We start from the raw sequence: 24,454 nt of genomic DNA, 5'->3' as shown, positions 1-24,454 counted from the left end.
CCGGGCCCAGGACATCGCGTCAGAAAGACGATTACACTGGGCCCGTGCCTCAACTTCGCCTCGCGCTGAATCAGATCGACTCGCACGTCGGCGACATCGCCGCCAACGCCGACTCGATCGTGCACTGGACCCGGCACTCCGCCGAGCAGGGCGCCCACCTCGTGGCGTTCCCCGAGATGGCGCTGACCGGGTACCCCGTCGAGGACCTCGCCCTGCGCGGGTCCTTCGTCGACGCCTCCCGCGCCGCGCTGACGGACCTCGCCCGGCGGCTGGCCGACGAGGGCTTCGGCGAGCTGCCCGTCGTCGTCGGCTACCTCGACCGCACCGCCCGGGCCGCCGAGCGGCTCGGCCGCCCGGCCGGGTCCCCGGAGAACGCGGCCGCCGTGCTGCACCGCGGCGAGGTGGTGCTGCGCTTCGCCAAGCACCACCTCCCCAACTACGGGGTCTTCGACGAGTTCCGCTACTTCGTGCCGGGCGACACCCAGCCGGTGATCCGGGTGCGCGGCGTCGACGTGGCGCTCGCGATCTGCGAGGACCTCTGGCAGGAGGGCGGGCGCGTCCCGGCCACCCGCGCCGCCGGGGCAGGGCTGCTGATCTCGGTCAACGCCTCCCCGTACGAGCGCAACAAGGACGACCTGCGCCTGGAGCTGGTGCGCAAGCGCGCCCAGGAGGCCGGCTGCACCCTCGCCTACCTGGCGATGATCGGCGGCCAGGACGAGCTGGTCTTCGACGGGGACTCCATCGTCGTGGACGCCGCTGGCGAGGTGATCGTCCGGGCCCCGCAGTTCTCCGAGGGCTGCGTCCTGGTGGACCTGGAGCTGCCCGCCGCGCGGCCCGACGCCCCCGAGGGGGTCGTGGACGACGGGCTGCGCATCGACCGCGTCGTCCTCTCCGAGGAGCCGCTGGAGCCGTACGAGCCCGTCGTGACCGGCGGCTACGCCGACCGCCTCGACGACGACGAGGAGGTCTACGACGCGCTGGTCGTGGGCCTGCGCGCGTACGTGAAGAAGAACGGGTTCCGCTCCGTCCTGATCGGGCTCTCCGGCGGCATCGACTCCGCGCTCGTCGCCGCGCTCGCCTGCGACGCCATCGGCGCGCAGAACGTGTACGGCGTCTCGATGCCCTCGAAGTACTCCTCGGACCACTCCCGGGGCGACGCCGCCGACCTGGCCGCGCGGACCGGGCTGAACCTCCGCACGGTCTCCATCGAGCCGATGTTCGACGCCTACATGGCCGCGCTGGGCCTGACCGGTCTGGCCGAGGAGAACCTCCAGTCCCGGCTGCGCGGCACGCTGCTGATGGCGCTGTCCAACCAGGAGGGGCACATCGTGCTGGCCCCGGGCAACAAGTCGGAGCTGGCGGTGGGCTACTCCACCCTCTACGGGGACTCGGTGGGCGCGTACGGGCCGATCAAGGACGTCTACAAGACGGACGTCTTCCGGCTCGCCCGCTACCGCAACCGGGCCGCCGCCGAGCGGGGCGAGACCCCGCCGATCCCGGAGAACTCGATCGTGAAGCCGCCGAGCGCCGAGCTGCGCCCCGGGCAGGTGGACACGGACTCGCTGCCGGACTACCCCGTCCTCGACGCGGTCCTGGAGCTGTACGTGGACCGCGACCAGGGGCTGGAGGCGATCGTGGCGGCCGGCTTCGACCGGGAGACGGTGGCGCGGACCATCCGGATGGTCGACACCGCCGAGTACAAGCGCCGCCAGTACCCGCCGGGCACGAAGACCTCCGCGAAGGGCTTCGGGAAGGACCGCCGGCTGCCGATCACCAACGGCTGGCGCGAGCGGCCGTAGGCGTCGCGAGCGGCCGTAGACGTACGGAAGGGGCCCCGCCGCACCGGCGGGGCCCCTTCCGCGTGCCCGGCGCTACTTGCGGACGGTGAGCCGCGCCGCGACCGGGAGGTGGTCGCTGCCCGTGCGCGGCAGGGTCCAGGAGGCCTCCGGCTTCACCCCGCGGACCATGATCTGGTCGATGCGGGCCATCGGGAACTGGGCGGGCCAGCTGAAGCCGAAGCCGTTGCCGGCCGCGCCCTGGGTGGAGCGCATCTGCGAGGTGACCTCGGACAGGGAGCGGTCGTTCATCGTGCCGTTGAGGTCGCCGAGCAGGACGACGTTCTTCAGCGGTTCGGCGGCGAGGGCCGCGCCCAGCGCGTCCGCGCTGTTGTCGCGCTGGTTGGCGGTGAAGCCGGCGTTGAGCTTGACGCGCACGGACGGCAGGTGGGCGACGTAGACGCCCATCTCGCCGAAGGGGCCGGCGACGGTGGTGCGCATGGCCCGGGTCCAGCCGAGCCGGATGTCCACGGGCTTGCTGGAGGTCAGCGGGTACTTGCTCCACACGCCGACCGTGCCCTCGACGGCGTGGTACTTGTACGTGCCCTTGAGGGCCTCCTCGTAGACCGGGACGGCGCTCGCCTTGAGCTCGGTGAGGGCCAGGATGTCGGCGCCGGACCTGGCGACCGACTGGGCCGTGCCGCGCGGGTCGGGGTTGTCGGCGTCGACGTTGTGGGTGGCGACCATCAGGTTGCCGCCGGGGCCCGACTTGTCGGTGACCAGGCCGCCGAAGAGGTTCACCCAGACCGCGGCCGTCAGCAGTATCGCGAGCAGGGCGGTGGCGGACCTGCGGACCACCGCGATGACCAGCAGGACCGGCACGAACACGCCCAGCCAGGGCAGGAAGGTCTCGGTGAGGCTGCCGAGGTTGCCGACGTCGTTGGGCAGCTCGGCGTGGAAGACCATGATCCCGGAGATCAGCAGCGCGAACGCCGCCGTGACGAGGCCCCGCTTCCAGATGCCCGGATCGCGCCGCAGCTCGTCCAGTTTGCGGCGCAGCGCGGCCCATCGGCGTCCCAGACCGGATCGGGAGGGCCCGGGCTCGGAGCCGCCGTTCCCCGTCTCCGTCATGTACGCCTGTGCCATGCCATGTCCTCGCTGCCGTGCTTGCGCTCCGTCCCCGCCCCTTGACCCTAGGCGATGTTCGGAGCCTTCCGTGCCGACCTCGCGGCCGTACAACCGGGAGGACGAACGGCCGTGCGGACGGGGTTCCGGTTGTCACGAAACGCGCACATTGGCTCCGGCGCGCCTGGAGGCGGGCCAGGAGTGTGACGGACCGGTCAGTACGCCACCGCTGCGCCACTTCCGTCCACGGCCGGACGGGTGCCACCATGGTGGGTGAGTCCGGGGACGCCGTGAGGGCGCCTCGAGATGACACAAGGAGCAGTTGCAATGACGCATGCCGTTTCGCCTGCCCGCGAAGCCGCCTCCACCACCCTGTACGGAGGCACGGGCACCCGGCGGATCACCGTCCGCGACCTCACCCTCGCCAAGGAGCGCGGCGAGAAGTGGCCCATGCTCACCGCCTACGACGCCATGACGGCGTCCGTGTTCGACGAGGCCGGCATCCCGGTCGTCCTCGTCGGCGACTCGATGGGCAACTGTCACCTCGGCTACGAGACCACCGTCCCCGTGACGATGGACGAGATGACCCTGCTGTCGGCGGCCGTCGTACGGGGCACCAGCCGGGCCCTGGTCGTCGGCGACCTGCCGTTCGGCTCGTACCAGGAAGGCGCCGTGCAGGCGCTGCGCAGCGCGACCCGGCTGGTGAAGGAGGCCGGGGTCGGCGCGGTCAAGCTGGAGGGCGGCGAGCGCTCGCTGGCCCAGACCGAGCTGATCGTGCAGTCCGGCATCCCGGTCATGTCCCACCTGGGCCTGACCCCGCAGTCCGTGAACGCCATGGGCTACCGCGTGCAGGGCCGGGGCGACGAGGCCGCGCACCGGCTGCTGCGCGACGCGAAGGCCGCGCAGGACGCGGGCGCCTTCGCGGTGGTGCTGGAGCTGGTCCCGGCCGAGCTGGCCGCCGAGGTCACCCGGTCCCTGCACATCCCGACCGTCGGTATCGGGGCGGGCGCGGAGTGCGACGCGCAGGTGCTGGTGTGGACGGACATGATGGGCCTGACCGGCGGGAAGATGCCCCGGTTCGTGAAGCAGTACGCGAACCTGCGCGCGACCATGGGTGACGCGGCGAAGGCCTTCGCCGAGGACGTGGTCGGCGGAACGTTCCCGCAGCCGGAGCACGCCTTCCACTAGCGGTTCGCGGACGGCCCGCCGACGCCCCTCCTCCGGGATGTCGGCGGGCCGTCGGTCCGCTGTCGGCCGGCTGTCGGAGCTTTGTCAGTGGCGGCTGGTCCCATGGTGGACATGACGCGAAACGACAAGAACTCCCACGCCGTCGAAGTGCGGGGGCTGGTGAAGCACTACGGCGAGACGAAGGCCCTGGACGGGGTCGACCTCTTCGTCCGCGAGGGCACCGTGCTCGGTGTCCTCGGTCCGAACGGCGCGGGCAAGACCACCCTGGTGCGCTGCCTGTCCACCCTGATCGTGCCCGACGCGGGCACGGCGACGGTCGCGGGCTACGACGTGGTCCGCCAGCCGCGGCAGCTGCGCCGCACCATAGGCCTGACCGGCCAGTACGCCTCGGTCGACGAGAAGCTCTCCGGCTGGGAGAACCTCTACATGATCGGCCGGCTGCTGGACCTGTCCCGCAAGGAGGCCCGGTCCCGGGCCGACGAGCTGCTGGAGCGGTTCTCGCTGACGGAGGCCTCGAAGAAGGCCGCCATGCACTACTCCGGCGGCATGCGCCGCCGGCTCGACCTGGCCGCCTCGATGATCGGCCGCCCGGCCGTCCTCTACCTGGACGAGCCCACCACCGGTCTGGACCCCCGCACCCGCAACGAGGTGTGGGACGAGGTGCAGCGGATGGTCGCCGAGGGGGCCACCGTCCTGCTCACCACCCAGTACATGGAGGAGGCCGAGCAGCTGGCGAGCGAGCTGACGGTCATCGACCGCGGCAAGGTCATCGCCAACGGCAAGGTCGACGAGCTGAAGGCGCGCGTCGGCGGCCGCACCCTGCGGATCCGCCCGGTGGCCTCCGCCGACCTTCCGGACATGGCCCGCGCCCTGTCCGAGGCCGGTCTGGACGGGGTGGCCGGCGCCCAGGCCGTGCCGGACGAGGGCGTGCTGCTGGTCCCGATCCTCAGCGACGAGCAGCTGACCGCCGTCGTCGGCCTGCTGGCCGGCCGCGGGTACGCGATCGCCGACCTCGGCACCTACCTGCCCAGCCTCGACGAGGTGTTCCTGTCCATCACCGGACAGCGGCCGTCCCCGTCCGAGGACTCCGTTCCCACCGAGAAGACCGAGGAGGTCGCGGTATGAGCACCGTCACCACCACCAAGCCCGCGGCCGCCCCGGCGGCCGTGGCGGCCCGGGCCGAGGACGGCCGGATCGGCCTGCGCGGCAACCTGCGCCACATCGGCGCCCTGGTGCGCCGCAACGCCCTGCAGATCAAGCAGGACCCGGAGTCGATGTTCGACGCCGTGTTCATGCCGATCATCTTCACGCTGCTGTTCGTGTTCGTCTTCGGCGGCGCGATCTCCGGCAAGGGCCAGCAGGAGCAGTACGTCAACTACGTGGTCCCGGGCCTGATGGCGATGATGGGCATGAACATCGCCATGGGCGTCGGCACCGGAGTCAACGACGACTTCAAGAAGGGCGTGATGGACCGGTTCCGGTCCATGCCGATCGCCCGGTCCTCGGTGCTCATCGCGAAGATCGTGGTCGAGCTCGGCCGGATGATGGTCGCCATCGCGATCCTGCTGACCGTGGGCTTCATGCTGGGCCTGTCGGTCCAGTCGGTCGTGGACCTGTTCCTGGCCATCGGACTGTCGGCCGTCTTCGGCGCCTCCCTGATGTGGATCTTCATCCTGCTGGGTCTGACGATGAAGACCGCGCAGGCCGTCCAGGGCATGGCGATGCTGGTCCTGATGCCGCTGCAGTTCGGCAGTTCGATCTTCGCCCCGCCGACGACCATGCCGGGCTGGCTCCAGGCCTTCACGGACTACAACCCGCTGTCGAACCTGGCTGACGCGGCGCGCGGCCTGATCAACGGCACGGCGCTGGGCCACTCGGTGTGGATCACCCTGGCCTGGTCGGTCGCGATCACCGCGGTCGCCATGCCGCTCGCGGTGCGCAAGTTCCGCCAGAAGACCTGACCCGGACGGCCGGTCCGTTCCGGATCGCGTCCCGGACCGGACCCCGCACGGGGGCGGGTCAGTAGAGGGCGGCGGCCTCCTCCATCGTGAGGCCGCCGCCTTCGGCGTGCGCGGACTCGTACGCCTCGTCCCCGAGCGCCGCCCGCGCCAGCTCCTCGGCGCGGGCGGCGTCCTCGCGTTCCGTGCTGACCGGGACGTGCCGGGGCGGCAGGTGGGCGCGGTAGGCGCCGACGAGGCGCGCCGCGTCGTACGCCCGCTCCGGGCCGCCGGCCGAGGCGAGGGAGACGGCGGCCGTCACCAGGAACACGGCGGGCAGCTGCGGGGCGACCATCGTCGCGAGCGGGTGGCGCATGGCGGCCTGGGCGTCGCGGATCCGGTCCAGGGCGTCCTCGTACTTGCCCTCCTCGTTGTCCAGCCAGGCCGTGGTGGCGTGCAGGAACACGTCGAAGACGGCGAACGCGCCGAGGGCGAACTCCTCGCGCAGGACGTCGATCTGGGCGCGGGCCTCGGGGATCCGGCCGGTGCGGCCGAGGAGCCCCGCGTAGAACATGCGGGCGGCGGGCATGGCCTCGTTGCCGAACCGCTGCTCGGTGGCGGTGATCCCGCCGAGGATCTCCTCGGCCTCCGCCAGCCTGCCGCTCTCGATGAGCGAGCCGGCCATCCGCACGCGCAGCACCGTCACCTGGGCGCGGGCGCCGAGCCGTTCGGCGTATCCGATGGCTTCGAGGTAGTCCTGGACGGCGAGGCCGTACGCGCCGCTCTTCTCCCGGGACTCGGCGCGCGCGGACAGCGCCTCGGCGCAGCCCCAGTCGTCGCCGAGCTCGCGGAAGAGGGCGAGGCTCTCGTCGGCGTCGCGGGAGGCGTCGCCGGCCCAGTCGGCGCGGTTGGCGAGGATGTTGGCCCGCAGCTGGAGGGCGGAGGCGAGCTCCCAGCGGTAGCCGAGGGTGCGGGCGGCGGTGACGGTCTCGTCGACGACCCGCTTCAGCAGCCCGGCCTCGCCCGCGATCATGACGGCGTAGATCCACAGGGAGCCGGGGGTCCGGCAGGTCTGCGGGAGGCCGGGCCGGTAGGTGGCGAGGACGCCCTCCACCTCGGCGCGGGCCTCGGGGCTGTCCCATCGGGCGGACGTGTGGTCGCGGGAGGACAGGCGCACCAGGTGCAGGGCGCGCCAGGCCTCGGCGAGGGCCTCGCCGGAGTAGGGCGGGGGCGAGTCGAGGAGCCGCTCGTGGACGGGCCCGGCGGGGACGTGGGGCGGGGCGAAGGGGTCGGGGCCGAGCGCGGCGGCGGCTTCGGTCCAGTGCCGGATCTCGGCGCGCAGGTCCTGCATGTGCCAGTACCAGGCGAGGGCGTGGACGAGGCACAGCACCTCGCCGGCGTCGCGGACGGCGAGGGCCCGGCGCAGGGCGGTGCGGAGGTTCTCGTACTCGGTGGCGAGGCGGTCGGCGGCGGCGCGCTGGCCGTGGCCGCGCAGCAGGGGCTCGGTGGTGCGGGCGAGTTCGCGGTAGTGGACGAGGTGGCGCTGCTCGGTCTCCTCGCGGTCGGCCTCCCCCAGCCGCTCGGCGGCGTACTCGCCGACGGTCTCCAGGAGCCGGTAGCGCATGTCGCCGGCCGGGCCGGGGGCGGCGACGACGAGGGACTTGTCGACCAGGGCGGCCATGGCGTCGGCGACGTCGAGCCCGCCGCCGTCCGCGCAGACGGCCTCGGCGGCCTCCAGGTCGCAGCCGCCGGCGAAGACGGACAGCCGGCGCAGGACGGCCCGTTCGGGCTCGTCGAGGAGGTCCCAGGACCAGTCGACGACGGCGCGCAGGGTCTGCTGGCGGGGCAGTACGGTGCGGGCGCCGCCGGTGAGCAGCCGGAAGCGGTCGTCGAGCCGGTCGGCGATCTGGCGGGGGGTCAGCAGCCGCAGCCGGGCGGCGGCCAGTTCGATGGCGAGCGGCAGCCCGTCCAGGCGGCGGCAGATCTCGGCGGCCGCCTCCGGGTCGTCGGCGACCCGGAACCCGGGCCGGGCGGCGGCCCCCCGGTCGCCGAGGAGCCGCAGGGCGACGGGGTCGGGCAGGGGTTCGACGGGGCGCAGGTGCTCTCCGGGCACGCCGAGGGGCTCCCGGCTGGTGGCGAGGATCCGTACGCCGGGGCAGTCCGTGAGGATCCGCTCGGCGAGTTCGGCGGCGGCGCCGATCACGTGCTCGCAGTTGTCCAGGAGCAGCAGGAGCCGGCGGCGGGAGCAGTGCTCGGCGAGGCGGTCCAGGGGCCGGTCGCCGGTGCGGTCGGTGAGGGCGCGCAGTTCCTCGGCGGCGGCGCCGCGCAGCTTGGTCTCGCGGGCGCCGACGGCGGCGAGGGCGGCCTCGGCGACGTCCTCCGGATCGTCCACGGGCGCCAGCTCGACGAGCCACACCCCGTCGGGCCACTCCCCGGCGGCGTGCGCCTCGGCGGTCTCCTGCGACAGCCGCGTCTTCCCGGCCCCGCCGGGCCCGAGCAGCGTGACGAGCCGGGCCCGGGAGAGGTCGCCCCGGATGACCCGGATGTCCTCCTCCCGCCCGACGAAGGTGGTCAGCCGCGCCCGCAGGTTCCCGGGCGCGGGGGCGGCGGGGGCCGCCGGAGCCTGGGCCCCGGGCCGGGCCGGACCGGCGGAGCCGGCCAGGTCGGTGCCGGCCGCGGCGGCGCCGAAGCCCCGACCGGCCGCGCCGGGGTGCGGGGCGGCGGGGGCCGGGGCCTGGGGATCCGGCCACGCCGTGGGGGCCGGGGCCGGGTGGGCGGGTGCGGCCCAGGCCGCGGGTGCTGTGGGGTGCGGGGCCGTCCCGGGTGCGGCGGCTCGGTGCGGGGCCGGTGGGGTGGTGCCCGTGAGGAGTTCCGTGTGGAGGGTGCGCAGGGACGGGCCCGGGTCGGTGCCCAGGCGGGCGGCGAGCTCGCGCCGGACGGTCTCGTAGGCGGCCAGGGCCTCCGCGGGGCGGCCCGCGGCGCTCAGGGCCCGGATGCGCAGGCTCTGCAGGGACTCGTCCAGGGGGTGCCGGGCGCACAGTTCGGTCAGCTCCGGCAGGGCCTGTTCCGCCTCGCCCAGCGCCAGCGCCGCGCCCAGCCGGCCCCGCCGCGCGTCCATCCGTACGGCCTCCCAGCGCGCGGACTCGGCCGCCGGGTCGGGGAGGGAGGCCAGCGCGGGCCCCCGCCACAGGGCGAGCGCCTCGTCGTACAGGGCCGCCGCCCGGGCGGGCTCCGGGGCGGCCGCGGCGGAGCGCACGAGCCCTTCGAAGCGGTACAGGTCGACGTCCTCCCGCCGCGCCTCCAGCTGGTAGCCGCCCTCGGCGGACCGCACGGCCCCGTGGCCCAGGGCCCGCCGCAGCCGGGCCACCAGCGCCTGGAGGGCGGCTACGGCGTCGCCCGGCGGGTCGGCGTCCCACACCTCGGCGACCAGCAGTCCGGCGGACACGGTCCGGCCGGGCCGCAGCGCGAGCGCGGTCAGGAGCGCGCGCAGGCGCGCTCCGCCGACGGCGACGGGGGTCCCGTCGTCGCGGATGGCCTGGGCGGTGCCGAGAATCGCGTAACGCACCGGCCCATTGTCCCCGGCCCCCGGGGCCCCGCGGGCCGCGAGGCCGGGATAGGTTTCGCGGCATGGTTCACCAGGGCAGCCGCGGCGAGCGCCGCATCAGTTCCGTTTTCCTCGGCATCGTCGCCGTCATGGCGGTCACCGGCTGGGCGGTGTGGACGGGGTACGCGACGAGCGCGGGGCTGGCCGTGTTCCTCTTCGTCACCTCGGCGTGGGTGGTGTCGCTGTGCCTGCACGAGTACGCGCACGCCCGTACCGCCCTTCACGGCGGTGACATCACCGTGGGCGCCAAGGGCTACCTCACCCTGAACCCGCTGAAGTACACGCACGCGCTGATGAGCATCGTGCTGCCGGTGGTCTTCGTGATCCTGGGCGGGCTGGGCCTGCCCGGCGGGGCCGTATACATCGAGCGGGACCGGATCCGGGGCCGCTGGCGGCACAGCCTGGTCTCGGCGGCGGGCCCGCTGACGAACGTGGCCTTCGCCGTCGTCTGCACCGCGCCGTTCTGGCTGGACGCCCTGGACGGGGTGCCGCCGGCCTTCCGCTTCGCGCTGGCGTTCCTGGCGCTGCTCCAGGTCTCGGCGGCGATCCTGAACTTCCTGCCGGTCCCGGGCCTGGACGGCTACGGGGTCATCGAGCCCTGGCTGTCCCACCGCGCCCGCCGCGAACTCGCGCCGCTGGCGCCGTTCGCGCTGATCGGGGTGTTCGCGCTGCTGTGGATCCCGGAGGTGAACGCGGTCTTCTTCGACGCGGTGCGGGCCGTCCTGCGCGGGCTCGGCGTCTCGGACCTGGAGACCTACTGCGGCCGCGACCTGTACCGCTTCTGGACCGACCAGGACGGCTTCTGCGCCGTCCCGGCCGGCTGACCGACTGACCGACGGGCCGGACCGCCGGACGGCCTAGGCGGCGGCCCGGCGCCGCTTCTCGGCCTTGGCCTTGCGCAGGTAGAACCAGGCCATGTTGGACGTCACGCCGGCCAGCAGCACCCACACGATCCCGAGGAAGCTGCCCTCCACGAAGGCGACCACGGCGGCGGCCACGGCAAGGACGCAGACGACAACGGCGAACACGGCAAGGCGGGGCATCCGGAACAGCTCCTCGGCGACACGGAACGGGGTCGAGCCCCTCCAGTGTCCCCCATCCCCGCCCGGGCCCCGCGTGCACGGCACGGGGACCCGGGGTGCGGGGCTCGGACGCGGCTCAGACGTCCGTGAGGCGGACGCCCGCGTGGGCCTTGTAGCGGCGGTTCACCGAGATGAGGTTGGCGACCATCGCCTCCACCTGGTGGGCGTTCCGCAGCCGGCCCGAGAAGACGCCGCGCATGCCGGGGATGCGGGCCGCGAGGGCCTGGACCAGGTCGGTGTCGGCGCGGGATTCGCCGAGGACCATGACGTCGGTGTCGATCTCCTCGACCGAGGTGTCCTGGAGGAGGACCGCGGAGAGGTGGTGGAAGGCGGCGGTGACCCGGGAGTCCGGGAGCAGGGCGGCGGCCTGCTGGGCGGCGCTGCCCTCCTCGACCCGGAGGGCGTAGGCGCCCTGCTTGTCGAAGCCCAGCGGGTTGACGCAGTCCACGACGAGCTTGCCGGCGAGGTCCTCGCGCAGGGCCTCCAGGGTCTTGGCGTGGCCCTCCCAGGGCACGGCGATGATCACGATGTCGCTGCGGCGGGCGCATTCGGCGTTGTCCGCGCCCTCGACGCCGAGGCCCAGCTCGCGGGCGGCGGTCTCGGCACGGTCGGCGGCGCGGGAACCGATGATCACCTTCTGGCCCGCCCGGGCGAGCCGGTAGGCGAGGCCGCGGCCCTGGTCACCGGTGCCGCCGAGGACGCCGACGACCAGGCCGGAGACGTCGGGGAGGTCCCAGGGGTCCTTGGCCGGCGGCTTCTGCGTGCTGTCTGAGGAAGTCATGGGGGCGAGCGTACTGCCGGGTAGGCCGGGGCCGAAGGGGTGGAGAGGTGCGGAAGCGCCTGCCGCGGCGCGCCGGGTCGGGCAGGATGCGCGCCATGGATGCCGTGAGGGTGGCCCTGTTGCGCGAGGTGCTGGCGGGGACGCCGTGGCCGGGAGAGGCGCGGAGGTTCGCCGGGTCGCTGCGGCGGGCGGTGACGCCGGCCGGCGGGGGCCTGCTGCTGGTGGGGACGGAGCGGTACGAGCCCTGGCACCTGGCGGCGCACCTGGTGGACGAGGCCGCCTGGTCCGGCCGGGCGGAGCTGGCGCCGACGCTGGTCCGCCACCGCGTGCTGCCGGACGCGCCGCCGCACCTGGCGGTCGGGCTGGGCCGGCTGGAGGCGGCCCGGCGGGGGCACACCCTGCTGGTGGTGGCCCCGGGGCCGCCGGGCGAGGGGCTGCTGGAGCGGGTCCACGACGCCCGGCGGGCGGGGGCGACCGTACTGTCCCTGGACGGCGGGGACGCGGACCTGGGAGCCCTCGCGCACGACGCGCTGTCGGTGCCGGCCGAGGACTGCGCCCTGGACCTGGACACCGTGCAGCACCTGGTCGGGGCCGCGGCCGGGGAGAACGGGCTCCCGGTGCGGCGGGGCACGGGCCGGCTCCGGCTGCGGGACCGGCTGGCGCGGCTGGCCGATCAGCTGGCCGCGCCGCCGCCCAGCCGCTGGTAGGGGGAGGGCGTCAGGGGGCCGTGGTGCCGGTGCCGTCCCCTTCCTCCTCCTGCCCCTCGCGGGTCTTGTCGTTCCACTTGGGGTCGTTCTGCCATTCGAGGTTGCGCTCCTGGGCCGTCTCCATGGCGTGCGCGGCCTCCTCGGGGGTCGTGTACGGGCCGAAGCGGTCCTTGGCGGGGCACTCGGGGCCCTCCTCGACCTTGTGGTGGACCAGGCAGTAGTACCATTCGCCCGGTTTGCCCACCTGACGCTTCTTGAACAGGGCCATCGTCTCCCGGCTCCTCTCGGTCCTCGTCTACAGCGCCATGCTGCCCCATGCCCGCTGGATACACTCGCCTGCATGTCTGGCCAGTCGCTGCTCGTACCAGGCGAGCTCTCTCCCGCCCGTTCCGTTCCCGGAAACATCCGCCGGCCCGAGTACGTGGGCAAGCCCGGCCCCAAGCCGTACTCCGGCCCCGAGGTGCAGTCCGCCGAGACCATCGAGGCCATGCGCGTCGCCGGCCGCATCGCCGCGCGGGCGATGGAGGAGGCCGCCAAGCACATCGCGCCGGGGGTGACCACGGACGAGCTGGACCGGGTCGCGCACGAGTACATGTGCGACCACGGCGCCTACCCTTCGACGCTCGGCTACCGGGGCTTCCCCAAGTCGCTGTGCTCCTCGCTCAACGAGGTCATCTGCCACGGCATCCCCGACTCGACGGTGCTGCGCGACGGCGACATCGTCAACCTCGACGTGACCGCGTACATCGGGGGCGTGCACGGCGACAACAACGCCACCTACCTGTGCGGCGAGGTGGACGAGGAGTCGCGGCTGCTGGTGGAGCGGACCCGGGAGTCCCTGAACCGGGCGATCAAGGCGGTCAAGCCGGGCCGCCAGATCAACGTCATCGGCCGGGTCATCGAGTCGTACGCGAAGCGGTTCGGCTACGGCGTGGTCCGGGACTTCACCGGGCACGGCATCAACTCGTCCTTCCACTCCGGCCTGATCATCCCGCACTACGACAGCCCGCACGCGACGACCGTCATCGAGCCGGGCATGACGTTCACGATCGAGCCGATGCTGACGCTGGGCACGCACGAGTACGACATGTGGGACGACGGCTGGACGGTCGTCACCAAGGACCGCAAGCGGACGGCGCAGTTCGAGCACACGCTGGTGGTGACGGAGACGGGGGCGGAGGTCCTCACCCTGCCGTAGCGGCCCCGGCCGTGGGGATTTTTTACCGACAACGCGTCGGGAACACATTGACTTAGGTATGCCTAAGCAGGAGGATCGGGCGTGGCGGCTGTGTCGCCGCGCCCGATTCCTCTTCTCCGGAGGTCCGTTTTGGACGCCTTCTCCACGGTCATCCGTGTCGCCTCGCACGAGCAGCACACCGAAGCCGAGACCTCCACCTTCATGAGCGACCTGCTCGGCGGGCGGCTCGGCGTGGAGGCCTACACCCGCTACACCGAGCAGCTGTGGTTCGTGTACCGGGCGCTGGAGGACGCGGCCGACGCGCTCCGGGAGGACCCGGTGGCGGGCCCGTTCATAAGGCCGGAGCTGATGCGCGTGGCCGAGATCGAGCGGGACCTGGCGCACCTGCTCGGGCCCGGCTGGCGGGAGGCGGTGACGGCGCTGCCCGCGACGCGGGCGTACGCGGCCCGCGTGGCGCACTGCGCGGAGAGCTGGCCGGGCGGGTACGTCGCCCACCACTACACCCGCTACCTGGGCGACCTCTCCGGCGGGCAGATCATCCGGGACAAGGCGGAGCGGACCTGGGGCTTCGAGCGCAAGGGCGACGGGGTGCGGTTCTACGTCTTCGCGGACATCGCCAATCCGGCGGCGTTCAAGCGGGGGTACCGGGAGCTGCTCGACTCGATCGCCGCCGACGACCTGGAGAAGCGGCGGATCGTCGACGAGTGCAAGCGGGCCTTCGACTTCAACGGGGCCGTGTTCCGGGAGCTCGGGGAGGAGTTCCGGATCAGCGCCTGACCGGCCCGTCCGTCAGGACGCGAAGCGGACGCGGCCGCCGAGTTCCACCGTGCCGTCCGGGGCCGGGGCCGTCAGGAGCTGGGAGCCGGCGCCCTGGGTGATGTTCAGGGCGCGGTTCAGCTCGGCGGTGAGGAGGATCGCCGCCGAGCCGGTGGCCTCGTCCTCGGCGACGGCCCCGTCGGGGCGGCGCGGGAAGCCCCGGGCTCGGATCCGGCCGGCGGGCTCGTCCTCCCAGGCCCAGGCGTAGAGCCAGCCCTCGCCGGGCGGCGGGGCGGGCAGGGCGTCGACCTCGGCGGCGCTGGCGTACTGCCGGGTGTGCTTGCCGGTGACCCACTCGGGGCGGGCCGTGATCCAGGTGAACTCCCCGTCGCCCCGGGCCCACACGGATCCGACGGGCGGCTGGAGCTCCTCGATGTCGAGCAGCCAGGCGAGTCCGACCAGCGGGTGCCCGGCGAAGGACAGGCGCGTGCCGGGGGTGCGGATGTCGACGACCCCGCGCTCGGGGTCGTCGACGAACACCGTCTCGCTGTAGCCGAGTTCGGCGGCGAGGGCCTGGCGGTCCGCGTCGTCCGGGACGGTGCGGCCGTCGCGGACGACGCCGAGCAGGTTGCCGTGCCGCCCGTCGCCCGAGCAGAACACCTTGATCACGTCGAGATCGTTCACAGCGGCATTCAAGCACGGGCGCACCGGGCTTCAGCCCTGCGCGCCCGCCCCGCCCCGGCGGCGGCCGGGCTCTTCGGGGACGGCCTTCGGGGCGGCCTTCGGGGCGGTCTTCGGGGACGACCCTCGGGGACGGGCCGCTCGGCCGGGTCCACCGGCAGCCGGCGGAGGCGCTCCCGCGCCCGCGCACCGGTGCGCCCCCGGCGCTCCCCCCACACCTCCCGACCGGGGCGAAACCGGACGGTAACCCCGGTCCCGCACGGAATGCGGACGGGGACTTGACCCGCGCTTGACCTTCGCTTGAGCCGGTCATGGAGGGGCCGTGACGGGTCCGTGTCCGGGGCCGGAAGGTGAGAGCTGAATCACTGGACGAGTGGGTATCGGTCAGGTAAGCCTCGGTTAAGTTAGGTCCGCCTCACCAAGGCCGCCCCACGCCTCCACCCTCGCCAGGAGCCCCCATGCGCCCCGCCCGTCTCACCGTCCTCACCGCGGCGGCAGCCGTCGCCGCGCTCACCGCCGTCACGGGCTGCGCGGAGAAGAGCGACAAGGGCGGCTCGGACGTGATCCACGTGAACGCGACCGACAGCGCCTGCGAGGTCTCCACGACCGACTTCCCGGCCGGCAAGGTCTCCATCGAGGTCGAGAACAAGGGCTCCAAGGTCACCGAGCTGTACGTGCTCTTCCCGGACGACCGCATCGTCGCCGAGCGCGAGAACATCGGCCCCGGCACCAAGGCCACCATCACCGCCGAGATCAAGGCCGGTGACTACCTCTTCACCTGCAAGCCCGGCATGAAGGGCGACGGCATCCGCACCAAGGTCAAGGCCACCGGCAAGGGCGCCGCCGAGAAGCGCAGCCCCGAGCTGGACGCCGCCGTGGCCGCGTACCGCAAGTACGTCCAGGAGCAGGCCGACGAGACCATGCCGAAGGCGCAGGCCTTCGCCGACGCCGTCAAGGCCGGCGACCTGGAGGCCGCGAAGAAGGCCTACGCCCCCTCCCGCCTGGGCTGGGAGCGCACGGAGCCGGTCGCCGAGTCCTTCGGCGACATCGACCCGAAGGTCGACGTCCGCGAGGACGGCCTGGAGGCGGGCCAGGACCCGGCGAAGGACTGGACCGGCTGGCACCGCCTGGAGAAGTCCCTCTTCCAGGACAACAAGATCGACGACAACGACAAGAAGCTCGCCGACACCCTGATCACCGACCTCACCGCCTGGCAGAAGAAGGTCGGCGAGGCGGAGATCACCCCCACCTCCATGGCCAACGGTGCCAAGGAGCTCCTCGACGAGGTCGCCCGCAACAAGATCACCGGTGAGGAGGAGCGCTACAGCCACACCGACCTGGTCGACTTCAAGGCCAACGTCGAGGGCGCCGAGAAGTCCTACGAGCTCCTCAAGGCCGTCACCGCGAAGAACGAGCCGGAGCTCGGCAAGCAGCTGGACACGCAGTTCGCCGCGCTGAACACCCTCCTGGACAAGTACCGGGCCGACAAGAACGGCTACGAGTTCACCTCGTACGACAAGGTCGGGGAGGCCGAGCGCAAGGAGCTCTCGGACGCCGTCAACGCCCTGGGCGAGCCGCTCTCGAAGCTGGCCGCCGCGGTCGCCAAGTAGTCCACAGCCAGGCAGAGCGGGAGATACCACCATGACCGACGCCCAGGAGCCGAAGGTGTCCGAGGCCCAGGAGTCCGCCCAGGAGTCCGCCGAGCCCGGGGCAGCTCCCTCGCGCCGTTCCGTGCTCGGCTGGGGCGGGGCCGGGCTCGCGCTCGGCGCCGCCGCGGCCGGCGGTGCCGTGGCAGCGTTCAACGGCGGGGCGGACATCGCGCCGGCGGCCTCCGCCGGCGCGGCCGTGCCCTTCCACGGCGAGCACCAGGCGGGCATCGCCAGCGCCGTCCAGGACCGGCTGCACTTCGCGGCCTTCGACGTGAAGACGAAGGACCGCGAGGAGCTCGTCAAGCTCCTCAAGAACTGGACGGCCGCCGCCCGGCTGATGACGGCCGGCCTGCCGGTCGGCGACGTGTTCGAGGGCACCCCCGAGGCCCCGCCGACCGACACCGGCGAGGCCCTGGGCCTCAAGCCCTCCCGCCTGACCCTGACCTTCGGCTTCGGCCCGGGCCTGTTCGCCAAGGACCGCTTCGGCCTGGAGGGCAAGCGCCCCGAGGCCCTGGTGGACCTGGAGGCCTTCCCCCACGACAACCTGGACCAGGCCCGCTCCGGCGGCGACCTGTGCGTCCAGGCCTGCGCCGACGACCCGCAGGTCGCCGTCCACGCCATCCGCCAGCTGGCCCGCATCGGCTTCGGCACGGTCGCGGTCCGCTGGTCGCAGCTCGGCTTCGGCAAGACCTCCTCGACCACGCCCGACGAGCAGACCCCGCGCAACATGATGGGCTTCAAGGACGGCACCCGGAACATCTCCGGAACCGACACCGCCGCCCTCGACAAGCACGTGTGGGTCGGCCCGGGCGACGGCAGCGACTGGCTGACCGGCGGCTCCTACCTGGTCGCCCGGCGCATCCGGATGCACATCGAGAACTGGGACCGCACCTCCCTCCAGGAGCAGGAGGACGTCTTCGGCCGCGACAAGGGCGAGGGCGCACCGGTCGGCAAGTCCAAGGAACACGACGAGCCGTTCCTGAAGGCGATGAAGCCCGAGGCGCACGTGCGCCTCGCGCACCCCGACAGCAACAACGGCGCCACCATCCTGCGCCGCGGCTACTCCTTCACCGACGGCACGGACGGACTGGGCCGCCTCGACGCGGGCCTGTTCTTCCTCGCCTACCAGCGCGACGTCCGCAAGGGCTTCGTCGCGATCCAGCGCCAGCTGTCGAAGAACGACGCGCTGAACGAGTACATCCAGCACGTGGGCTCGGCCGTCTTCGCCGTCCCGCCGGGCGTCCGCGACAAGGACGACTGGTGGGGCCGGACGCTGTTCGCGTAGTCGCGTGGTCCCTTCCGGAGAGGAAACGCCGTGTTCGGCAACTATCTGATCGGCCTGCGCGAGGGCCTCGAAGCGAGCCTGGTCGTCTGCATCCTGGTCGCCTACCTGGTCAAGACCGGGAACCGGGCGGCGCTGCGGCCCGTGTGGCTCGGCATCGGCATCGCCTGCACGATCTCCCTGGCCTTCGGCGCGCTGCTGACCTTCGGCACGCAGGAGCTGACCTTCGAGGCGCAGGAGCTGCTCGGCGGCAGCCTGTCGGTGATCTCGGTCGGCCTGGTGACGTGGATGGTCTTCTGGATGAAGAAGACCGCCCGGCACCTGAAGAGCGAGCTCCAGGGCAAGCTCGACGCCGCGCTCGCCATGGGCACCGGCGCGCTCGTCGCGACCGCCTTCCTGGCGGTGGGCCGCGAGGGCCTGGAGACGGCGCTGTTCGTGTGGGCGTCGGTGCGGGCCAGCGGCGAGGGCTCGTCGGCGCCGCTGATCGGTGTGCTGCTGGGCATCGGGACGGCGATCGTCCTGGGCTGGCTGTTCTACCGGGGCGCGCTGAAGATCAACCTGTCGAAGTTCTTCACGTGGACCGGCGGCATGCTGGTCATCGTGGCGGCGGGCGTCCTCGCGTACGGGGTCCACGACCTCCAGGAGGCCGGGTTCCTCGGCGGCCTGCAGAACAAGGCGTTCGACATCAGCTCGGCGATCCCGCAGGACAGCTGGTACGGGGTCCTGCTCAAGGGCGTCTTCAACTTCCAGCCGGACCCGACGGTGGCGCAGCTCGTCGTGTGGACCCTGTACCTCGCGGCGGTCCTGACCCTGTTCCTGCTCCCGGCGGGCCTGCGCGGCGCGGCCAAGACCCCGGCCGCGGCGAAGTAACCCCGCCTCCCGAGCCCGGCGCCCGGTTCGCTCCCCCCTCCGCGGGGACGAACCGGGCGCCGTTCTCCGTTCCGCGGCTAGCCCCGGCCGATGTACGGCATGGCCGTCGCCATCACGGTGGCGAACTGGACGTTGGCCTCCAGCGGGAGTTCCGCCATGTGCAGGACGGTGCGGGCCACGTCCGCCGCGTCCATGACCGGCTCGACCGCCAGCTGCCCGTTCGCCTGGAGGATCCCGGTCTGCATCCGCGCCGTCATGTCCGTCGCCGCGTTGCCGATGTCGATCTGCCCGCAGGCGATGCGGTGGGGGCGCCCGTCCAGCGACAGGGACTTCGTCAGGCCGGTCATGGCGTGCTTGGTGGCGGTGTAGGCGATCGAGTTCGGGCGCGGGACGTGGGCCGAGATGGAGCCGTTGTTGATGATGCGGCCGCCCTGCGGGTCCTGGTCCTTCATCACCCGGAAGGCCCCCTGAGCGCAGAGGAAGGCCCCGGTGAGGTTGACGTCGACGACCTGGCGCCAGTCCTCGTAGGAGATGGCCTCCAGCGGGACCCCGGCCGGGCCGAAGGTGCCGGCGTTGTTGAACAGCAGGTCGAGGCGGCCGTACCGCTCCCGCACGGTCTCGAACAGCGCGGTGACGTCGCCCGGGTCGCTCACGTCCGCCCGTACCGGCAGGACGTCCGCGCCCTCCCCGGCCGCCGCGGCGGTCTCCTCCAGGGGCCCGGTGCGGCGCCCGGCCACGGCCACCGACCAGCCGGCCCCGGCGAGGGCGAGGGCCACGGAGTGGCCGATCCCGGAGCCGGCCCCGGTCACTACAGCGATCTTGTTCCCACGTGCGCTCATGGGGCCGCAGAGTACGTCACAGCGGACATCCGTCCCGGAACGTTCCGCCAGCTGAGAGCATGGGTCGGTCAGGGGCACATAAAGCTGATCAAAAGACTGGAGTTCCGTATGTCGGAGAGAGGCCCCTCCGCGGCCCCCTCGCGCGAGCCGTCACCCACCCCCACGGCCCCTGCCACCGCCCCCCTGACCGCCGCGCGCCGCACCGGCCTGCTGGTCACCTTCATCCTCGGCGGCCTGACCGCCCTGCCCCCGCTGTCCATGGACATGTACCTCCCGGCCCTGCCGGAGGTCACCTCGGCCCTGGGCAGCCCGGCCGCGACCGTCCAGCTCACCCTGACCTCCTGCCTCGCCGGCATGGCGCTGGGCCAGCTGGTCATCGGGCCCATGAGCGACAAGTGGGGGCGGCGCCGCCCGCTGCTCGCCGGCATGGCCGTCTACGTCCTCGCCACCGCCCTCTGCGCCCTCGCCCCCTCCGCCGGACTGCTGATCGGCTTCCGGCTGCTCCAGGGCCTGGCCGGGGCGGCCGCCATCGTCATCGCGCGGGCCGTCGTCCGCGACCTGTACGACGGGGTCGAGATGGCCCGCTTCTTCTCCACCCTGATGCTCATATCCGGCACCGCCCCGATCATCGCCCCGCTGATCGGCGGCCAGGTGCTCCGCTTCGCCGACTGGCGCGGGGTGTTCGTCGTCCTCACCGCCGTCGGCCTCGCGCTGACCCTCGTCGTCTGGCGCGGCCTCGGCGAGACGCTGCCGCCCGAGCGGCGCCAGACCGGCGGCGTGGGCGCCGCCCTGCGGACCATGCGGGGGCTCCTCGCCGACCGGGTCTTCGCCGGCTACACCCTGGCCGGCGGCTTCGCCTTCGCGGTGCTCTTCTCGTACATATCCGCCTCGCCCTTCGTCGTCCAGGAGATCTACGGGGCCTCCCCGCAGGCCTTCAGCCTGCTCTTCGGCCTCAACTCCGTCGGGCTGATCATCGTCGGCCAGGTCAACGGCAAGCTGCTGGTCGGCCGGGTCAGCCTGGACAAGGTCCTCGCCGTCGGCATCGCCGTGCTCACCACCGCCTCGGTGGCCCTGCTGCTGATGTCCACCGGGGTGTTCGGGGAGGTCGGGCTGCTGCCCGTCGCCGCCGCCCTGTTCGTGCTGATGTCGGCGATGGGCCTGGTGCTGCCCAACACCAACGCGCAGGCCCTGATGCGCACCCCGCACGCCGCCGGATCGGCGTCCGCGCTGCTCGGCACCTCCTCCTTCCTCGTCGGCGCGGTGGCCTCCCCGCTGGTCGGGATCGCGGGCGAGCACACGGCCGTACCGATGGCCCTGGTCCAGCTGAGCTGCTCGCTGCTGGCGGCCGGCTGCTTCCTCGCCCTGTGCCGCCCCTGGCGGGAGCGGCAGCCCATGGCCGTACCGGGCGACCCGGCCGCGCCGTAAACTTCGCTGGTGAACGCCACCGCCCCCACCACCGCCGAAACCCTCCGCAGCGCGCTCGGCGGGCTGCTCGACGGACTCCCGCCGAAGCAGGCCGCGGCCGCCGTCGAGCGGCTCATCGCCAACTACCGGGGCACCATCCCCACCGACGCCCCCGTCCTGCGCGACCGCTCCGACGTCGCGGCGTACGCGGCGTACCGGATGCCGGCCACCTTCGAGGCCGTGCGCTCGGCGCTGGACGGGCTGGCGGAGGCCGCGCCCGCGTGGGTGCCCGGCTCGCACGTGGACGTGGGCGGCGGCACGGGCGCCGCGACCTGGGCGGTGGACGCCACCTGGGACGGGCCCCGCACGACGACGGTGCTCGACTGGGCGGAGCCGGCCCTCGACCTCGGCCGGGAGCTGGCCGCCCGCTCGGCCTCCGCCGCCCTGCGGTCGGCCGACTGGCGCCGGGCCGTCATCGGGACGGGCATCGCCCTGCCCGACGCGGACCTGGTCACCGTCTCGTACGTACTGGGCGAGCTGACCGAGCCGGCCCGCCGGGCGGTCGTCGCGGAGGCGGCCCGCGCCGGGCAGGCCGTCGTCCTGATCGAGCCGGGCACGCCCGAGGGGTACCTGCGCATCCGCGAGGCCCGCGACCAGCTGATCGCCGCCGGCCTCAAGGTGGCCGCACCCTGCCCGCACGACGGGACCTGCCCGATCGAGGTGGGCCGGGACTGGTGCCACTTCTCGGCCCGGGTCAGCCGCTCCTCCCTGCACCGGCAGGTCAAGGGCGGCTCCCTGCCGTACGAGGACGAGAAGTTCGCCTACGTGGCGGCGACCCGCTTCCCCACGGTCCCCGTCCCCTCCCGGATCACGCGCAAGCCGCAGATCCGGAAGGGGCTGGTCCTGCTGGACCTGTGCGGCCCCGAGGCGGAGGGGCTGGGCCGGGCGACCGTCACCAAGCGCCACGGCGCCCTCTACAAGGCGGCCCGGGACGTCGAGTGGGGCGAGCAGTGGCCCCCCGCCGACGCCCCGGACGAGGCCTGAACCGGCTCTAGGCCGGGCGCAGCTCCTGGGTGCAGCACTTCACGCTGCCGCCGCCCTTGAGCAACTCGCCCAGGTCCATCGGGACCGGCTCGAACCCGCGCTCGCGCAGCGGTGCCAGCAGCCCGGTCGCGGCCTGCGGGAGCAGGACGTGCCGGCCGTCGGAGACGGAGTTGAGGCCGAAGGCGGCCGCGTCCGGGGCGTCCACGAGCAGGGCGTCCGGGAAGAGCCGGCGCAGCACGGCCCGGCTGCCCGGGGAGAAGGCCGGCGGGTGGTACATGATCTCGTCGCCGTCGAGCACGCACAGCGCCGTGTCCAGGTGGTAGTAGCGCGGGTCCACCAGGTCGAGGCCGATGACGGGGCGCCCGAAGAACTCCTGCGCCTCGTCGTGCGAGAGCGGGCTGGAGCGGAAGCCCCGGCCCGCCAGGATCCAGCTGGCGGTGACGGCGAAGTCCCCCTCGCCCTCGTTGACGTGCGAGGGCTCGTGGACGTCGGTGAAGCCGTGCGTCCGGAACCAGTCGAGGTGGATCTCGGCCTCGGCGGCGCGTTCCGGGTAGGCGAAGCGGGCGCCGAGGACCCGGCCGTCGACGACGAGGGCGCCGTTCGCGGCGAAGACCATGTCGGGCAGGCCCGGGTCCGGCTCCAGGGTCTCGACGGTGTGCCCCAGGGAGAGGTAGCGGTCCCGCAGGTCCTCCCACTGGGCGAGGGCGAGCGGCAGGTCCACCGGTTTCGTGGGGTCCATCCACGGGTTGATGGAGTACGTGACCTTGAAGTGTGCGGGTGGGCACATCAGGTAGCGCCGGGGTGTGGCGTCTCTGCGCAAAGAAGGCTCCTCACGACTGCGGACTCACGGTACGGGTGTGTACGGAGAGAATCGTCCCTCCTCAGGACGGGCTCGCGCAGTGAACCGATCGGGTGGTTTACCACAACGGCCGGGAGACGAGACGTCTCGCCGGGTTGTACGTTGGCCCGGTGACCAAGCCCCCCGACTCCAGCCGCCGCAGCGAGCACTCCCGGCGCGCCATCCTCGACTCCGCCCTCGCCCTCGTCGGCGAGGTCGGCTACAACAAGCTGACCATCGAGGCCATCGCGGCCCGCGCGGGCGTCGGCAAGCAGACCATCTACCGCTGGTGGCCCTCGAAGGCGGCCGTCCTGCTGGACGCCTCGCTGGCGCTGTCCGGCGAGGCCTGGACGGACTCCGGCTGGGCCGGATTCCCCGATACGGGTGACCTGGCGGCCGATCTGAAGTCCGTCCTGCGGGCCACCGTGGACGAGTTCGCCGACCCCCGCTACGAGGCCCCCACGCGCGCCCTGACGGCGGCCGGGGCGACCGACCCCGACCTGGCGGCGCGCTTCACCGAGCAGCTGCTGGAGCCGCAGCTCGCCCTGTACGAGGCCCGGTTGCGGGCGGGCGCGGAGGCCGGCCAGCTCGCGGCGGACGCCGATGTCCGGCTGGTGACGGAGATGCTGGTGGGGCCGCTGACGTACCGGTGGCTGATGCGGACGGCGCCGCTGACGCACGCCTTCACGGACGCGCTGGTGGACTCCGTACTGGGCGGGGTGGGCGGTACGGGTGCCCCGCGCGACCCGCGTGACACGGGTGACACGGGCGGCGTGGCATAAGTCACCGTTCACCGGCCGGACGCCCCTCGACCACGGCGACGCCGGGAACATATGGCCTGATTGTGCGGAATTGGCCGGAAGTAGGGGCTAAGGCGGGAACGGGGGGTGCGGTCACCCGGCCCTCGGGATGGTGGGACCATGGAATGGTCTGCCGGGGCAACGGTGAGGTGAGGGGATAGATGGGGTCTGAGTCCGGCCGCGTCAAACGCGGCGAGCAGAGCAGGATCTCCCAGTGGCTGCGCCGCCGCCCTAAGGCCGCTCCCGAGGACCCCGGCAAGGAACGCGAAGCGCTCCTCGTGGCCGTCGCCGCCGCCGGACTGCCGGTCGCCCCGGCCGCCCATCCCGCCGGCTACCGCTGTTCGTGCGACCGCATCGGCTGTCCCACGCCCGCCCGGCACCCGGTCTCCTTCGCCTGGCAGACCCAGTCGACCACCGACCGCGCCCAGATCGAGCGCTGGGCCCGCAACCAGCCCCAGGCCAACTTCATCACCGCGACCGGCATGGTCCACGACGTCCTGGACGTCCCCCTGGAAGCCGGCCGCAACGCCCTGGAACGGCTGCTCGCCGCCGGCGTCGAGGTCGGACCCGTCGCCGAGTCGGGCGGTACGGGCGACCAGGCCCGGATGCTCTTCTTCACCGCCACCCGGGGCACGCCCGAGGACGAGGACGAGTGGTGGCCCTGCGAGCTGGACTGCCACCCCGAGACGATGGACGAGCACCCCGGGCTGCGCTGGCACTGCCGCGGCAGCTACGTGCTGCTGCCGCCCGCGGCGCTGCCGGGCGACTTCGCCGTGACGTGGGTACGGGACGTACGGCACGCGCTGCCGGACCCCCTGACCCTGCTGGAGACCCTCACCGACGCGTGCGCCCGGTACGCCGGCACCGCGGACCAGACCCCGTCCGCGGTCGCCT

General features: G+C 73.2%; 23 protein-coding genes. 15 read left to right on the top strand and 8 right to left on the bottom strand.

Features of this window, described 5'->3' with window-relative positions; all coding sequences use genetic code 11:
• Positions 1-44: 44 nt before the first annotated feature.
• A complete protein-coding gene (locus AB0O29_RS05220) occupies positions 45-1,799 on the top strand; it encodes an NAD+ synthase (RefSeq protein ID WP_365146350.1) in 1,755 nt (584 codons plus the stop codon).
• A 72-nt stretch (positions 1,800-1,871) separates the two neighbouring features.
• Here the strand turns inward: AB0O29_RS05220 and AB0O29_RS05215 are convergent, their stop codons facing one another.
• Positions 1,872-2,921, bottom strand: a complete 1,050-nt coding sequence (locus AB0O29_RS05215; RefSeq protein ID WP_365146347.1) for an endonuclease/exonuclease/phosphatase family protein — start codon at positions 2,919-2,921, stop codon at positions 1,872-1,874.
• Positions 2,922-3,227: 306 nt separating this feature from the next.
• Here AB0O29_RS05215 and panB point away from each other — a divergent pair, with 306 nt between their 5' ends.
• The 3 genes from panB to AB0O29_RS05200 all read left to right on the top strand — a co-directional run bounded on the left by panB (position 3,228) and on the right by AB0O29_RS05200 (position 6,049).
• On the top strand, positions 3,228-4,088 hold the full coding sequence (gene panB / locus AB0O29_RS05210) for a 3-methyl-2-oxobutanoate hydroxymethyltransferase (protein ID WP_365146344.1): 861 nt from the start codon (positions 3,228-3,230) through the stop codon (positions 4,086-4,088).
• A gap of 102 nt (positions 4,089-4,190) precedes the next feature.
• Complete coding sequence (locus AB0O29_RS05205; protein WP_365146341.1) at positions 4,191-5,213, top strand: ATP-binding cassette domain-containing protein; 1,023 nt, start codon at positions 4,191-4,193, stop codon at positions 5,211-5,213.
• Entirely contained in the window at positions 5,210-6,049 is an 840-nt protein-coding gene (locus AB0O29_RS05200; RefSeq protein WP_365146338.1) for an ABC transporter permease, read from the top strand. Before AB0O29_RS05205 ends, AB0O29_RS05200 begins: the two co-directional genes overlap by 4 nt.
• 58 nt (positions 6,050-6,107) lie before the next feature.
• Here the strand turns inward: AB0O29_RS05200 and AB0O29_RS05195 are convergent, their stop codons facing one another.
• Positions 6,108-9,590, bottom strand: coding sequence for a BTAD domain-containing putative transcriptional regulator (locus AB0O29_RS05195; protein WP_365146335.1), 3,483 nt, complete (start codon positions 9,588-9,590; stop codon positions 6,108-6,110).
• Between the two features lie 62 nt (positions 9,591-9,652).
• Between AB0O29_RS05195 and AB0O29_RS05190 the strand changes: the two genes are divergently transcribed.
• Entirely contained in the window at positions 9,653-10,453 is an 801-nt protein-coding gene (locus AB0O29_RS05190; RefSeq protein WP_365146332.1) for a site-2 protease family protein, read from the top strand.
• A 33-nt stretch (positions 10,454-10,486) separates the two neighbouring features.
• On the opposite strand, the gene AB0O29_RS05185 is transcribed toward AB0O29_RS05190, so the two are convergent.
• Positions 10,487-10,672: a hypothetical protein gene (locus tag AB0O29_RS05185; RefSeq protein WP_365146330.1), complete on the bottom strand. Its 186-nt coding sequence runs from the start codon at positions 10,670-10,672 to the stop codon at positions 10,487-10,489.
• Between the two features lie 115 nt (positions 10,673-10,787).
• Positions 10,788-11,492, bottom strand: a complete 705-nt coding sequence (npdG, locus tag AB0O29_RS05180) for an NADPH-dependent F420 reductase (RefSeq protein ID WP_365146327.1) — start codon at positions 11,490-11,492, stop codon at positions 10,788-10,790.
• 95 nt (positions 11,493-11,587) lie between these two features.
• Here npdG and AB0O29_RS05175 point away from each other — a divergent pair, with 95 nt between their 5' ends.
• The gene (locus AB0O29_RS05175) at positions 11,588-12,199 is read left to right on the top strand and encodes a hypothetical protein (RefSeq protein ID WP_365146324.1); all 612 of its coding nucleotides are present in this window, start codon (positions 11,588-11,590) and stop codon (positions 12,197-12,199) included.
• Between the two features lie 10 nt (positions 12,200-12,209).
• Here AB0O29_RS05175 and AB0O29_RS05170 read toward each other — a convergent pair whose 3' ends face one another.
• Positions 12,210-12,467 carry a hypothetical protein gene (locus AB0O29_RS05170; protein WP_365146321.1) on the bottom strand — a complete coding sequence of 86 codons (258 nt, stop codon included), beginning with the start codon at positions 12,465-12,467 and terminating at the stop codon, positions 12,210-12,212.
• 72 nt (positions 12,468-12,539) lie between these two features.
• Here AB0O29_RS05170 and map point away from each other — a divergent pair, with 72 nt between their 5' ends.
• Entirely contained in the window at positions 12,540-13,397 is an 858-nt protein-coding gene (gene map / locus AB0O29_RS05165; RefSeq protein WP_365146318.1) for a type I methionyl aminopeptidase, read from the top strand.
• Positions 13,398-13,526: 129 nt separating this feature from the next.
• Positions 13,527-14,174 carry a biliverdin-producing heme oxygenase gene (locus AB0O29_RS05160; protein ID WP_365146315.1) on the top strand — a complete coding sequence of 216 codons (648 nt, stop codon included), beginning with the start codon at positions 13,527-13,529 and terminating at the stop codon, positions 14,172-14,174.
• A gap of 12 nt (positions 14,175-14,186) precedes the next feature.
• On the opposite strand, the gene AB0O29_RS05155 is transcribed toward AB0O29_RS05160, so the two are convergent.
• A complete protein-coding gene (locus AB0O29_RS05155) occupies positions 14,187-14,837 on the bottom strand; it encodes a PhzF family phenazine biosynthesis protein (protein WP_365146312.1) in 651 nt (216 codons plus the stop codon).
• Between the two features lie 455 nt (positions 14,838-15,292).
• On the opposite strand from AB0O29_RS05155, the gene efeO reads away from it, so the two are divergent.
• The 3 genes from efeO to efeU are packed head-to-tail and all read left to right on the top strand — an operon-like array spanning position 15,293 to position 18,635.
• The gene (gene efeO / locus AB0O29_RS05150) at positions 15,293-16,444 is read left to right on the top strand and encodes an iron uptake system protein EfeO (RefSeq protein ID WP_365146309.1); all 1,152 of its coding nucleotides are present in this window, start codon (positions 15,293-15,295) and stop codon (positions 16,442-16,444) included.
• Positions 16,445-16,475: 31 nt separating this feature from the next.
• A complete protein-coding gene (efeB, locus tag AB0O29_RS05145) occupies positions 16,476-17,768 on the top strand; it encodes an iron uptake transporter deferrochelatase/peroxidase subunit (protein WP_365146306.1) in 1,293 nt (430 codons plus the stop codon).
• 30 nt (positions 17,769-17,798) lie between these two features.
• The gene (efeU, locus tag AB0O29_RS05140) at positions 17,799-18,635 is read left to right on the top strand and encodes an iron uptake transporter permease EfeU (protein WP_365146303.1); all 837 of its coding nucleotides are present in this window, start codon (positions 17,799-17,801) and stop codon (positions 18,633-18,635) included.
• A 77-nt stretch (positions 18,636-18,712) separates the two neighbouring features.
• On the opposite strand, the gene AB0O29_RS05135 is transcribed toward efeU, so the two are convergent.
• Positions 18,713-19,474, bottom strand: a complete 762-nt coding sequence (locus tag AB0O29_RS05135; protein ID WP_365146300.1) for an SDR family oxidoreductase — start codon at positions 19,472-19,474, stop codon at positions 18,713-18,715.
• A 108-nt stretch (positions 19,475-19,582) separates the two neighbouring features.
• Here AB0O29_RS05135 and AB0O29_RS05130 point away from each other — a divergent pair, with 108 nt between their 5' ends.
• Together AB0O29_RS05130 and AB0O29_RS05125 are read left to right on the top strand one after the other, a co-directional pair.
• The gene (locus AB0O29_RS05130; RefSeq protein ID WP_365146297.1) at positions 19,583-20,899 is read left to right on the top strand and encodes a multidrug effflux MFS transporter; all 1,317 of its coding nucleotides are present in this window, start codon (positions 19,583-19,585) and stop codon (positions 20,897-20,899) included.
• Between the two features lie 9 nt (positions 20,900-20,908).
• Complete coding sequence (locus AB0O29_RS05125) at positions 20,909-21,922, top strand: small ribosomal subunit Rsm22 family protein (protein ID WP_365146294.1); 1,014 nt, start codon at positions 20,909-20,911, stop codon at positions 21,920-21,922.
• A 7-nt stretch (positions 21,923-21,929) separates the two neighbouring features.
• On the opposite strand, the gene ddaH is transcribed toward AB0O29_RS05125, so the two are convergent.
• A complete protein-coding gene (gene ddaH, locus AB0O29_RS05120) occupies positions 21,930-22,742 on the bottom strand; it encodes a dimethylargininase (protein WP_344153421.1) in 813 nt (270 codons plus the stop codon).
• Between the two features lie 149 nt (positions 22,743-22,891).
• On the opposite strand from ddaH, the gene AB0O29_RS05115 reads away from it, so the two are divergent.
• Positions 22,892-23,542, top strand: a complete 651-nt coding sequence (locus tag AB0O29_RS05115) for a TetR/AcrR family transcriptional regulator (RefSeq protein WP_365146290.1) — start codon at positions 22,892-22,894, stop codon at positions 23,540-23,542.
• 179 nt (positions 23,543-23,721) lie between these two features.
• On the top strand, positions 23,722-24,454 hold a 733-nt coding region (locus AB0O29_RS05110; protein ID WP_365146287.1), incomplete at its 3' end, for a bifunctional DNA primase/polymerase.

The organism is Streptomyces sp. NPDC089915 (assembly GCF_040684675.1).
Lineage (GTDB): Bacteria > Actinomycetota > Actinomycetes > Streptomycetales > Streptomycetaceae > Streptomyces.
The sequence above is the reverse complement of the archived record's forward strand: the minus strand, read 5'-3'. Positions and strand labels throughout refer to the sequence as shown.

Excerpts from the sequence above, each read along its gene's own strand:
- AB0O29_RS05205 (WP_365146341.1), top strand. The coding sequence starts at position 4,191 with ATGGTGGACATGACGCGAAACGACAAGAACTCCCACGCCGTCGAAGTG.
- AB0O29_RS05130 (WP_365146297.1), top strand. The coding sequence starts at position 19,583 with ATGTCGGAGAGAGGCCCCTCCGCGGCCCCCTCGCGCGAGCCGTCACCC.
- AB0O29_RS05215 (WP_365146347.1), bottom strand. The coding sequence starts at position 2,921 with ATGGCACAGGCGTACATGACGGAGACGGGGAACGGCGGCTCCGAGCCC.
- panB (WP_365146344.1), top strand. The coding sequence starts at position 3,228 with ATGACGCATGCCGTTTCGCCTGCCCGCGAAGCCGCCTCCACCACCCTG.
- AB0O29_RS05200 (WP_365146338.1), top strand. The coding sequence starts at position 5,210 with ATGAGCACCGTCACCACCACCAAGCCCGCGGCCGCCCCGGCGGCCGTG.
- AB0O29_RS05135 (WP_365146300.1), bottom strand. The coding sequence starts at position 19,474 with ATGAGCGCACGTGGGAACAAGATCGCTGTAGTGACCGGGGCCGGCTCC.
- efeB (WP_365146306.1), top strand. The coding sequence starts at position 16,476 with ATGACCGACGCCCAGGAGCCGAAGGTGTCCGAGGCCCAGGAGTCCGCC.
- map (WP_365146318.1), top strand. The coding sequence starts at position 12,540 with ATGTCTGGCCAGTCGCTGCTCGTACCAGGCGAGCTCTCTCCCGCCCGT.
- AB0O29_RS05190 (WP_365146332.1), top strand. The coding sequence starts at position 9,653 with ATGGTTCACCAGGGCAGCCGCGGCGAGCGCCGCATCAGTTCCGTTTTC.
- AB0O29_RS05170 (WP_365146321.1), bottom strand. The coding sequence starts at position 12,467 with ATGGCCCTGTTCAAGAAGCGTCAGGTGGGCAAACCGGGCGAATGGTAC.
- efeO (WP_365146309.1), top strand. The coding sequence starts at position 15,293 with ATGCGCCCCGCCCGTCTCACCGTCCTCACCGCGGCGGCAGCCGTCGCC.
- AB0O29_RS05185 (WP_365146330.1), bottom strand. The coding sequence starts at position 10,672 with ATGCCCCGCCTTGCCGTGTTCGCCGTTGTCGTCTGCGTCCTTGCCGTG.
- AB0O29_RS05175 (WP_365146324.1), top strand. The coding sequence starts at position 11,588 with ATGGATGCCGTGAGGGTGGCCCTGTTGCGCGAGGTGCTGGCGGGGACG.
- npdG (WP_365146327.1), bottom strand. The coding sequence starts at position 11,492 with ATGACTTCCTCAGACAGCACGCAGAAGCCGCCGGCCAAGGACCCCTGG.